Below are 13,277 nucleotides of genomic sequence, written 5' to 3' on the forward strand. Positions count from 1 at the left end.
GGCGTCGGCGGGGATGCCGTTCGGCGGGACGGCCACCTGCCCGGCCGCCTGATCGACGGCGGCGGCCAGTTCCGCCGCCGTCGGGCTGACGAACAGCGAGCGGACGTCCACGGCGATGCCCTGCGCCCGCGCTCGCTCCACCAGCGTCACGGCGAGCAGGGAGTGCCCGCCGAGTTCGAAGAAGTTGTCGTCGACCCCGACCCGGGGCAGGTCGAGTACCTCGGCGAAGACCGCGCACAGGATCTCCTCCTGCGCGTTCGCCGGACCCCGGCCGGTGACGCCGGCGCCGTAGTCCGGGGCGGGGAGGGCCTTGCGGTCCAGCTTGCGGTTCACCGTGAGCGGGAGCGCGTCCAGCTCGACGATCGCCGCGGGCACCATGTAGTCCGGCAGCAGGCCGGCGACGTGGGCGCGCAGGGCAGAACCGTCCGTCCGTGAGGCGAAGCCCCCGGCGGGAACGACGTAGCCGACCAGGCGCTTGTCGCCGGGCTGGTCCTCGCGGACGACGACGACGGCCTGGGCGACGGCCGGATGCGCCGTCAGGGCCGCCTCGACCTCGCCGAGTTCGATCCGGAAGCCACGCACCTTGACCTGGTCGTCGCTGCGGCCCAGATACTCCAGTTGACCTTCGGTGTTCCACCGGGCCAGGTCACCGGTCCGGTACATCCGCTCGCCGGGCGCGCCGTAGGGGTTGGCGACGAACCGTTCCGCGGTCAGCGCGGGCCGGTTGACGTATCCCCGGGCCAGCTGCACGCCGGCCAGATACAACTCGCCGGAGACGCCGGGGGGTACCGGCCGCAGGGCGGAGTCCAGTACGTAGGCGCGCATGTTCCACAGGGGTGCGCCGATGGGCGGAACGCCGGGCCCGGCCAAGGGCGCGCTGGCCAGTGAGGCGACCGTCGCCTCCGTCGGCCCGTAGATGTTCAGCATGAGCCGGCCGCGAGACCACCGCTCCGCGGTCTCCGGCGGGCACACGTCACCGGCGACCACCAGGGTCATCTCCTCCGGCAGACCGCCCGCGGAGGCGAGCAGCGGCAGCGTCGCGGGGGGCAGGGTCGCGTGTGTGACGCGCTGTCCGGCGACCAACCGCGCAAGCGGCGCACCGGGAGACATCTGGTCCGCGGAAGCCAGCACCACGGCCGCACCCGCCAGCCAGGCCGGCCACATGTCGGCCACCGAGGCGTCGAAGCTGGGCGAGGCGAACTGGAGCAGGCGGCTTTCGGGTCCGATCCGGAGCCGCTCGATGTGGTCGGCGGCGAGGTTCGGCACGCCTCGGTGGGTGACCAGGACGCCCTTGGGGCTGCCGGTGGAGCCGGAGGTGTAGATGACGTAGGCGGGGTGGCCGATCAGCAGTGGGCCGTGGCGTTCGGCGTCGGTCACGTCGTGGCCGGCGTAGCCCGCCAGGTCTTCCCGGAGCTGCGCCTCCCCCAGCAGCAGTCGCACCACGTCGGCGGGCGGCAGTTCGTCCCGCCCTGCTTCGCCGGTGACGACGACTGCCGGTCGGGCGTCGGTGAGCATGTAGGCGATCCGGTCCGCGGGATAGCGCGGATCGATCGGAAGGTAGGCGGCTCCTGCCTTGAGCACGGCCAGGATGGCGACGATGAGATCGATCGACCGTGGCAGTGCCAGGGCGACGATGTCTTCGGGCCGTACGCCGCGGTCGATGAGCAGTCGGGCGAGCCGGTTGGCTCGGGTGTTGAGTTCGGCGTAGGACAGTTCGGTGTCCTCGAACACGACCGCGGTCGCGTCCGGGGTACGGGCGGCCTGGGCCTGGAACAGTTCGGGAAGGGGTGCGAGGGGAATGTCGCGGGCGGTGTCGTTCCATTCCAGCAGGACGCGGTCCCGCTCGGCGGGGTCCAGTACCTCGATGCGGTTGACCGGCACCGACGGATCGGTGGTCACCATCTCCAGGACGCGGAGGAAGCGTTCACCCATGCTGGCGGCGGTGGGGTGGTCGAACAGGTCGGTGGCGTAGGTGAGGGCACCGTGCAGGCCTGCGGGGGTTCCGTCGTCGGTGAGGTGTTCGCTGAGCTGGATGTCCAGGTCGAACTTGGCGGGACCGTTGCCGGTGGGCAGTCCCTCGACGGTCAGGCCGGGCAACTCAAGATCCGGCGTGGTGTTGTTCTGCAGGGTGAGCATGACCTGGAACAGCGGATGGCGAGCCATCGACCTGGCCGGGGTGAGCTCTTCCACCAGCCGCTCGAACGGCACGTCCTGGTGGGCGTACGCATTCAGCGCGCCCTCGCGGATACGCCCGAGGAGCTCGGTGAAGTCAGGGTTTCCGGACACGTCGGAGCGCAGGACGAGGGTGTTGACGAAGAACCCGACCAGATCGTCGAGTGCCTCGTCGGTCCGACCGGCGAGGGGGGTGCCGATGGGGATGTCCTCCCCCGCGCCAAGGCGGTGCAGGAGAGCAGCCAGGGCCGCCTGCATCACCATGAACACCGTCACCCCCTGTACCCGGGCCAGGTCCACCACCGCCCGGTGCACCTCGGCATCGATGTGCAGCTCAACGGTGCCACCACGATGAGAGGCCACCGCAGGACGCGGCCGGTCGGTCGGCAAGGCCAGTTCCTCTGGCGCCCCGTCCAACGCGCGCCTCCAGTAGGCGAGTTGCTCGGTCAGGAGGCTGTCGGAGTCGGACGCGTCGCCCAACAGCTCCCGCTGCCACAGGCTGTAGTCGGCGTACTGGACCGGCAGCGCATCCCATACGGGGATGTCCCCGACGGAGCGGGCCGCGTAGGCGGTCGACACGTCGCGGGCCAGGGGGCCCAACGACCAGCCGTCACCCGCGATGTGATGCATCACCACGACGAGCACGTGCGCGCCGGGACCGGTCCGCAGCAGACGGGCCCGCAGCGGTGTCTCCCCCGCCAGGTCGAACCGGTGTTCCGCCGCCTCGGCGACCAGTCGGGTCAGCCCGTCCTGCCCGACGCCTTCCGCCTCGACGACGGTGAGCAGGTCACCGACCGCGTCCACATCCACGATCCCCTGGTACGGCTGACCGTCCACCGTAGTGACCACCGTACGCAGCACCTCGTGCCGGCCCACCACATCACGCAGCGCGGCGCGCAGGGCGTCGGTGTCCAGTGCACCGGTCAGCCGCAGCGCCATCGGAATGTTGTAGGTCGCCGACGGACCCTCCAACTGCCGCAGGAACCAAAGGCGTTGCTGGGCGTACGACAACGGCACCGTCTCCGGCCGATCCACCGGCCCCAGTGCGGGCCGGGACAGACCGGAAGCGGTCAACCGGCCGACGAGAGCCCGCGGGGTGGGCGTCTCGAACACTGCCCGGATCGGCACCTCCACCCCGAACACCGACCGGATGCGGCTGACCAGACGGGTCGCGAGCAAGGAGTGCCCGCCGAGTTCGAAGAAGTGGGCATCGACTGCCACTGACGGCAGGTCGAGCACCTCGGCGAACACCGCGCACAGGATCTCCTCCTCCGCACCTACCGGACCCCGGCCACCGGCACCGGTGCCGTAATCGGGGGCGGGCAGGGCCTTGCGGTCCAGCTTGCGGTTCACCGTGAAGGGGAGCGCGTCCAGGAAGACCACAGCCGAGGGCACCATGTGATCCGGCAACAGACCGGCGACATGAGCGCGCAAGGCAGAACCGTCCACCTGCGAGGCCACACCCCCCGCGGCAACGACGTAGCCGACCAGACGTTTGTCGCCCGGCTGGTCCTCACGGACGACGACGGCAGCCTGGCCCACGGCCGGATGCGCCGTCAGCGCGGCCTCCACCTCGCCGAGCTCGATACGGAAACCACGCACCTTGACCTGGTCGTCCGTACGGCCCAGGTACTCCAACTGGCCATCGGCGTTCCACCGGGCCAGGTCACCGGTCCGGTACATCCGCTCACCAGGCGCACCATACGGATGGGCCACGAACCGCTCCGCCGTCAACGCAGGCCGGTCGAGATACCCCCGGGCCAGACCGGCCCCGGACACGTACAACTCCCCCGCAACCCCGACCGGCACCGGCCGCAACACGGCATCCAGCACGAACACCCGGGTGTTGGCGATCGGCTCCCCGATGTACGGAATCGCACCGTCGGCGCTGAGCACCCCCATCGTCGCGCAGACCGTCGACTCCGTCGGGCCGTAGGCGTTGACCAGACGACGTCCTGCCGCCCACCGGCCGGCCAGATCCGGCCGCAGCGACTCACCGGCGGTCACCAACGTCGTCACCGTGGGCAGGCTGTCCACCGCGAGCTCGGCCAGCACGACAGGCGGCAGCGTCACATGAGTGACCCTGTAGGCGCTGATGAGGCGGGCCAGCGTCGGACCGCCCACCAGGTCTTCCTGGGCCGCCAGGACAAGGCAGGCTCCGCTGCACAGCGTCACGGCGATTTCGGCCATGGCGGCGTCGAAGCTGGGTGAGGCGAACTGCAGGACACGGCTGGTATCCGTGACCGCGAACTTCTGTGCCTGTCCGGCGATCAGGCTCGACAGGCCGTGGTGGGTGACCGTGACGCCCTTGGGACGGCCGGTGGAGCCGGAGGTGTGGATGACGTAGGCAGGATGGGCCGTCAGCAGCGGACCGCCTCGTTCCCTCTCCGACAGGTCACCGTCCGGAAGGACCGACAGGGTCTGGTGCAGCCGGGGGTCGTCCACGGACAGCCGCACGACGTCGGCTGCCGCCAGTTTGCCCTGCGCCGCTTCACCGGTGACGACGAGCGCGGGCCGCCCGTCCGTAAGGAGATAGGCGATCCGGTCGGCGGGGTAGGCCGGATCGACCGGCAGACAGGCACCCCCGGCCTTGGTCACCGCCAGGATCGCGACGAGGAGATCGACCGACCGCGGCAGCGCCAGCGCGACCAGCCGCTCAGGGCCCACGCCGTACGTGACCAGCAGACGGGCAAGTCGGTTCGCGCGGGCGTTCAGCTCGGCGTACGAGACCTCGGTAGCGCCGAAGACCACCGCGATCGCATCCGGGGTGCGCGCGGCCTGCGCCTCGAACAGCTCCGGCAGCGTCCTCACCGGCACATCCCGCGCCGTGTCGTTCCACTCCACCAGAACACGCCGACGCTCATCAGCACCCAGCACGTCGATGTCGCCCAGCGGAAGGTCCGGGTCGGCCGTCACCGCATTCAGCACCCGGACAAGTCGGTCGACGAGCATGTCGACGGTCGCGCGGTCGAACAGGTCGGCGGCGAACGTGACTATTCCGTTCACGCCGGCGGCACCGCCCTCGGCGTCGAACTCCTCTCCCAGAACGAAGGACAGGTCGAAGACCGGATTGTCGCCGACGTCGAGTCTCTCGATGTCCAGTCCGGGCAGGTCGAGCGTGGCAGCCGCGACGTTCTGCAACACCAGCATGATCTGGAAGAGGGGGTGGCGGGCCGAGGACCGGACGGGGGCGAGGTCTTCCACCAGCCGTTCGAACGGCAGGTCCTGGTGGGCGAGGGCGTTGAGGCTTTCGTCGCGGACGCGGTGGAGCATGTCGCGGAAGGTGGGGTCGCCGGACAGGTCGGTGCGGATGACGAGGGTGTTGATGAAGAAGCCGACGAGCTGGTCGAGGTTTTCGTCGGTACGTCCGGCGATCGGGGTGCCGATGGGGATGTCGGTGCCCGCACCGAGGCGGGAGAGCAGTGTCGCCAGTGCGGCGTTGAGCACCATGAACAGGGTGACGCCTTCGGCGCGGCTCAGGGCGGTCAGCCGCTGGTGCAGGCCGGCGTCGATGTGCAGTCCGGACGTGTCGCCTCGGTGGGTGGCCGTCCGGGGCCGGGGGCGGTCGGTGGGCAGGGCGAGTTCTTCCGGCAGCCCGGCCAGCCTTTCCCGCCAGTGGGTCAGTTGGGTGTGGTGGAGGCTCGCGGGATCGTCCGGGTCGCCGAGGAGGTCACGCTGCCAGAGGGTGTAGTCGGCGTACTGGACCGGGAGCGGTTCCCAGGTGGGGGCGTGGCCGTTGATCCGGGCCGTGTAGGCGGCCGAGACGTCGCTCGCCAGGGGGACCAACGACCATGCGTCGGCGGCGATGTGGTGCACCACGATCACCAGCACGTGGTCCTGCGGGCTCAGCCTGAAGAGCCGGGCTCGCAGCGGGATGTCGGTGCACAGCTCGAACGCGGAGCGCGATATCCGCACCATCTCCTCTCGCAGGTCTTCCTCGGCCACGTCGATGAGCGGCACGTCGAAGGACACGGATTCCGAGGGGAGGACCAACTGCTGCGGTGTGCCGTCGGGAGCCGGGAAGACGGTCCGCAGTACTTCATGCCGTACGAGGACGTCGCGCAGGGCGGCGCGTGTCGCCCCGATGTCCAGGTCGCCCTTGAGCCGCAGGGCCACCGGGATGTTGTAGTTGGCGTTTCCGCCTTCCAGTTCCCGCACGAACCACAGCCGCGTCTGGGCGAAGGACGGCGGCAGGATCTCCGGCCGCGGCCTGGGCGTGACCCGAGGCCGTGTTTCGTCCATGTCCCCCAGCCGGGCCGCGAGTCCGGCGGCCGTGGGGTTCTCGAACAGGGCCCGGATCGGGACCTCCGCCCCGAGCACCGTGCGGATGCGGCTGACCAGCCGTACGGCGAGCAGCGAGTGGCCGCCGAGGTCGAAGAAGTTGTCGTCCACGCCGACGTGCGGCAGGCCGAGAATGCCGGCGAACACCTGGCACAGGAGTTGTTCCTGGAGGGTGCGCGGCTCGCGGCTCCCCCCGGTCGTCTCGTACGCGAGTGCGGGGAGGGCGTGGCGGTCGAGCTTCCCGTTGGCGGTGAGCGGGAGTGCGTCCAGGACCATCACTGCCGACGGCACCATGTAGTCGGGCAGCAGCCCGGCGACGTGGGCGCGGAGGGTGGCGCTGTCCACGTCCGGGGTGGTGGGGACGACGTAGCCGATGAGGCGTTTGTCTCCGGGGATGTCCTCGCGGACGAGCAGCGCGGCCTGTGAGACCGCGGGGTGGGAGGTGAGGGCGGCTTCGATTTCGCCGGGCTCGATGCGGAAGCCGCGGATCTTGACCTGGTCGTCGGCCCGGCCGAGGTGTTCCAGCCGCCCGGCGGTGGTCCAGCGGGCCAGGTCGCCGGTGCGGTACATGCGCTCGCCCGGCGTGCCGTAGGGGTTGGCGACGAAGCGCTCGGCGGTGAGGGCGGGGCGGTGGAGGTAGCCGCGGGCGAGTTGGGCACCGGCGACGTACAGCTCACTGGGGGTGCCGGGTGGAACCGGCCGCAGGGCCGGGTCGAGCACGTAGGTCTGGGTGTTCCACATCGGGCGGCCGATGGGCGCGATCCCATGGCTGGTCTCGCCGGTGGCGTTCACGGAGTGGTCGGTGGCGTGCACGAGGTGGTCGGTGCAGCCGACGGTGGTCTCGGTCGGTCCGTAGTGGTTGACGACGGGCACGTCCGGGTGGTCGCGGTGCCACTGCTGGAGTTGTTCCGTGCGCAGGGGTTCTCCGCCGAGCATGAGGCGGCCGGTGGGTGCCCAGTTGCCGGGGAGGGTCTGGAGGAACGCCAAGTGGCTGGGTGTGGCCTTGAGGAAGGTGATCTCGTGGTCGGCGAGGGTGGCGGGGAGCGTCTCGTCCCAGGTGACGATGTGCAGACGACCACCGCTGGTGAGCGCGCCGTACAGGGCGGTGACGCCGAGGTCGAAGGCTATGGACGCGTGGAGCAGGGTGCTGCCGCTGAGGTGGGGATAGGCGTGCCAGGTGCGGGCGATGTAGTTGACCACGCCCTGGTGGGTGATGGCCACGCCCTTCGGCAGTCCGGTGGAGCCGGATGTGTAGATGACGTACGCCGGGTGCGCGGGCAGCAGCGGGCCGTGCCGCTCGGCGTCGTCGAGGTCGCCGGCGGGCAGGCCGTCGAGGACGCCCGCCGTGTGCGGGTCGTCGAGGACGAGCTGGGGGAGGTTCCCCTCCGGGCGGACGTTCATCTCCGAGGGGACGTTCCCCTCCGGGCGGACGGCTTCCGTGGTGACCAGGAGAGCCGGCCGTGCGTCGGTGAGCAGGTGGGCGATCCGGTCCGCGGGGTGGTCGGGGTCGATGGGGAGGTAGGCGCCGCCTGTTTTCAGTACGGCGAGGACGGCGACGATGAGGTCGGTCGAGCGGGGAAGCGTCAGGGCGACGAGTTGTTCGGGGCCGGCGCCGTGTGTGACCAGGAGGCGGGCGAGCTGGTTGGCTCGTGCGTTGAGATCGGCGTAGGACACCTCGCTGTCCTCGAACACGAGGGCGGTGGCGTCCGGCGTGCGGGCCGCCTGCGCCTGGAACAGCTCCGGCAGCGTTGACGCGGGCACCTCGTGCGCCGTGTCGTTCCACTCCACGAGGACCTGGCTGCGTTCAGCAGGGCTGAGCAGGTCGATGCCCGTGACGGGCCGGGCGGTGTCGGTGGCGACGGCGTCGAGGAGGCGGAGGAGCCGTTCGACGAGGGTGACGACCGTGGCGTGGTCGAACAGATCGGTCGCGTAGGTGATGACGCCGGTCAGGCCGCTCGGCCGGCCTTGGGGAGCGAAGGCTTCCTGGAGCTGGATGTCGAGGTCGAACTTGGCCGGCTGGTCGCCGCTGGACAGCCAGGCGGTGTCGAGCCCCGGCAGGTCGAGGACGGGCGATGTGGTGTTCTGCAGGCCCAGCATGATCTGGAACAGCGGGTGGCGGGCCATCGACCGGGCGGGGGCGAGGTCTTCCACCAGCCGTTCGAACGGCATGTCCTGGTGGGCGAGGGCGCCCAGGCTCTGCTCGCGGACGCGGCGCAGCACCTCCCGGAAGGACGGGTTGCCCGACACATCGGTACGGATCACCAGGGTGTTCACGAAGAACCCGACGAGCTCGTCCAGGCTCTCGTCGGTGCGGCCGGCCACTGACGTGCCGATGGGAATGTCGGTTCCCGAGCCGAGGCGGGACAGCAGTGTCGCCACCGCGGCGTTGAGCACCATGTACATGGTGACGCCTTCGGCACGGGCCAGGGCGCTGAGCTGCTGGTGCAGGTCGGCGTTGATGTGCAGGCGCGCCGTGCCGCCGCGGTGGGAGGCCACGGGGAGCCGGGGGCGGTCGCCGGGCAGCGCGAGCTCCTCCGGAAGATCGGCCAGTGCCTGCCGCCAGTGGGCGAGTTGCGCGTGGTGCAGGCTGCCGGGGTCGTCGGGGTCTCCCAGGAGCTCACGCTGCCAGAGCGTGTAGTCGGCGTACTGGACCGGGAGCGGTTCCCAGGTGGGGGCGCGACCGTCGGACCGGGCGGCGTACGCGGTGGAGATGTCCCGTGCCAGCGGTGCGAGTGACCACCCGTCACCGGCGACATGATGCAGGACCACCACCAGGACGTGGTCCTTCGGCGCCACCGCGAACAGCCGTGCCCGCAAAGGGATTTCGCGGGCGAGGTCGAAGGGGCGATGGGACTCGTCGGCCACCGCCTGCTCCAGCTCGCCTTCCGGCACCTCGGCGGTGGGCAGTTGGAGGTCGATCGCGTCCGGGCCGAGGATGCACTGGCTGGGTGAGCCGTCGACGCTCGGGAAGACGGTGCGGAGCGCTTCGTGCCGGGTGATGACGTCGGTGAGGGCGGCCCGGAGAGCGTCGTGGTCGAGGTCTCCGGTGAGGCGGAGGGTGAGGGGGATGTTGTAGAGCCCGGAGGGTCCTTCGAGTTCACCGAGGAACCACAGGCGCTGCTGGGCGAAGGACAGCGGCACCGTGGCGGGGCGCGGCCCGGTGGTCAGCTTCTGGCGTGCCGTCCCGGAGTCCGTGACGCGTGGGGCGAGTCCCGCGACGGTGGGGGTTTCGAACAGGGCCCGGATCGGGATCTCGGCCCCGAGGGTGGCGCGGATACGGCTGACCAGGCGGGTGGCCAGCAGCGAATGGCCGCCGAGATCGAAGAAGTTGTCGGTCATCCCGACGTGCGGGAGGCCGAGGACGTCGGCGAACGCCTGGCCGAGGAGGTGCTCCTGGACGGTCCGCGGCTCCCGGCCCGGACTCGTCGCGGTGTAGTCGGGGGCGGGCAGGGCCTTGCGGTCCACCTTGCCGTTCACCGTGAGCGGGAGCACGTCCAGAACCACCACGACCGAGGGCACCATGTAGTCGGGCAGCAGCCGCGACACGTACTCCCGGACCGCCCCGCCGTCGAGGCCGTCGACGCCCGGCGTGTCTTCGCGGTCAGTGCCCCTTGCGGGCATACCGCCGGCGTTCGTGAGGGTGCGGTCGTCTCCGATCGGCTCGCCGCAGTCGAGGGCGGCGGCGCTCGCGTGGTCGCCCGGGAGCGCGGTGCCGCTCGCGTGGTCGTCCGAGAAGGCGGCGCCGCTCGCATGGTCGCCCGAAACGACGTAACCGACGAGGCGCTTGTCTCCCGGCTGGTCTTCACGGACGACCACGGTGGCCTGGGCGATGGCGGGATGGGAGGTCAGGGCGGATTCGATCTCGGCGGGTTCGATACGGAAGCCGCGGATCTTGACCTGGTGGTCGGAGCGGCCGAGGAATTCGAGCTGTCCGCCGGCGGTCCACCGGACCAGGTCGCCGGTGCGGTACATCCGCTCCCCCGGCCCGTCGTACGGGTTCGCGACGAACCGCTCGCCGGTCAACCCCGGCCGGTCGAAATATCCGCGGGCCAGGCCGGCCCCGGACACGTACAACTCACCGGCCGCCCCCGGCGGCACCGGCTGCAACGCGGCGTCCAGGACGTACAGCCGATTGCCGGAGACGGGTCCGCCGATCGGCACGGATCCGCCCTCGACCCGCTCCACCTCGTGCCAGGTCGCGAACGTCGTCGTCTCCGTCGGCCCGTACACGTGCAGCAGGTGTTTCGGCGCGGCAAGCTCCAGGACGCGCCGAACCATCAGTGGGTCCGCCGCCTCGCCGCCGAACAGCAGGTACCGCAGGCGTCCGAGCCCCTCGTGCGACTCCGCCGCCAGGCGGTTGAACAGCGCGGTGGTGACGAACATCGTGGTGATCTTGCTGCGCTCGATCTGCGCGGTGAGTCGTTCGGGCGACAGCAGCACATCCCGGTCGACGCCCACCAGCGTCGCACCGTTGGCCAGCGCACCCCAGATCTCGAACGTGGCCGCGTCGAACGACACCGACGACGCCTGAGCGACGACATCGTCCGTGCCCAGCGCCACGTAGTTCGCCTGCCGGACGAGGCGGACGACGGCCTGCTGCGGTACGACCACGCCCTTGGGCCGCCCCGTCGATCCGGAGGTGTAGATCACATACGCCGGGTGGCCGGCCCGCGGCCTGCCGCCCCGGTCCGCGTCCGAGAGGTTCTCCCCACCGAGATCCTCCAGTTCGGCGGCCGTGGCGGGATCGTCCACCACCACGTGCTCCTCGGGGATGTCCGCACGGACCCGGGCCTGTTGCGTGACCAGCAGGGTCGGCCGGGCGTCCGCCAGCATGAAGGCGATCCGGTCGGCCGGATAGGCCGGGTCGATCGGCACGTACGCCGCCCCCGCCTTGACCGTCGCCAGCAGCGCGACCACCAGATCGGCCGAGCGGTCCATCATCACCGCGACCCGGTCCTCCGGCCTCACGCCGTGGGAGACCAGGAGTCGCGCCAGACGGTTCGCCCGCGCGTTCAGCTCCGCGTAGGACAACGCGGCGTCGTCGAACTCGACCGCTGTGGCGTCCTGCCTGCGGGCCGCCTGGGCCTCGAACAGCTCCGCCAGCGTGGCCTGCGGCACCTCCCGCCCGGTGTCGTTCCACCCGACGAGAACCTGGCTGCGTTCGGCAGGGCCGAGGAGGTCGATGCCGGTGACCGGAAGTGCGGGGTCCGTGGTCACGGCGTCGAGCAGCCGGACGAGCCGCTGGACGAGCGTGTCCGCGGTGGTGCGGTCGAACAGGTCGGCCGCGTAGGTGAGGGTGCCGCTCAGGCCCGCCGGGTGGCCGTCCGTGTGGGTTTCGCGGAGCTGGAGGTCGAGGTCGAATTTGGCGGGCTGGTCCCCGTTGGACAGCAGGTGGCTGTCCAGGCCGGGCAGGTCGAGTGCCGGGTCGGCGGTGTTCTGCAGGGCGAGCATGACCTGGAACAGGGGGTGGCGGGCCATGGACCGGACGGGTGCCAGGTCTTCCACCAGCCGTTCGAAAGGCATGTCCTGGTGGGCGAGGGCGCCCAGGCTCTGCTCGCGGACGCGGCGCAGCACCTCCCGGAAGGAGGGGGCGTGCGATACGTCGGTACGGATCACCAAGGTGTTGACGAAGCACCCGACGAGGTCGTTCAGGCTCTCGTCGGTCCGTCCGGCGACGGGCGTGCCGATGGGGATGTCGGTGCCTGCCCCCAAGCGGGAGAGCAGTGTCGCCAGTGCGGCGTTGAGCACCATGAACAGGGTGACGCCTTCGGCACGGGCCAGCCCGGTCAGCCGTGCATGCAGGTCCGCGTCGATGCGGACGGCGGTCGTGGCGCCGCGGTGCGTTGCCGCCTGCGGCCGGGGGCGGTCGCTGGGCAGGGTGAGTTCTTCCGGCAGGCCGGCGAGGGTCTCACGCCAGTAGGTCAGCTGCGTGCTGTGCGGGCTTCCGGGGGTGTCCTCGTCCCCGAGGAGCTCACGCTGCCAGAGCGTGTAGTCGGCGTACTGGACCGGGAGCGGTTCCCAGGTGGGGGCGTGGCCCTTGGACCGGGCGGCGTACGCGGTGGAGATGTCCCGTGCCAGCGGTGCGAGTGACCACCCGTCACCGGCGACATGATGCAGGACCACCACCAGGACGTGGTCCTTCGGCGCCACCGCGAACAGCCGTGCCCGCAAAGGGATTTCGCGGGCGAGGTCGAAGGGGCGATGGGACTCGTCGGCCACCGCCTGCTCCAGCTCGCCTTCCGGCACCTCGGCGGTGGGCAGTTGGAGGTCGATCGCGTCCGGGCCGAGGATGCACTGGCTGGGTGAGCCGTCGACGCTCGGGAAGACGGTGCGCAGGACTTCGTGCCGGGTGACGACGTCGGTGAGGGCGGCCCGGAGAGCGTCGTGGTCGAGGTCTCCGGTGAGGCGGAGGGTGAGGGGGATGTTGTAGAGCCCGGAGGGTCCTTCGAGTTCACCGAGGAACCACAGGCGCTGCTGGGCGAAGGACAGCGGCACCGTGGCGGGGCGCGGCCCGGTGGTCAGCTTCTGGCGTGCCGTCCCGGAGTCCGTGACGCGTGGGGCGAGTCCGGCGACGGTGGGGGTTTCGAACAGGGCCCGGATCGGGATCTCGGCCCCGAGAGTGGCGCGGATACGGCTGACCAGGCGGGTGGCCAGCAGGGAGTGGCCGCCGAGGTCGAAGAAGTTGTCGTCCACCCCGACGTGCGGCAGGCCGAGAACATCGGCGAACGCCTGGCCGAGGAGGTGCTCCTGGACGGTCCGCGGCTCCCGGCCCGGACTCGTCGCGGTGTAGTCGGGGGCGGGCAGGGCCTTGCGGTCCACCTTGC

At 70.9% G+C, this 13,277-nt stretch carries 1 protein-coding gene; it reads right to left on the minus strand.

Going from position 1 to position 13,277, the window contains the following annotated elements:
• Positions 1 to 13,277 (minus strand): amino acid adenylation domain-containing protein (locus ACWGIG_RS28910; protein WP_453324631.1); only part of this gene is annotated, 13,277 nt, incomplete at both ends.

This window comes from Streptomyces sp. NPDC054863, assembly GCF_053610825.1.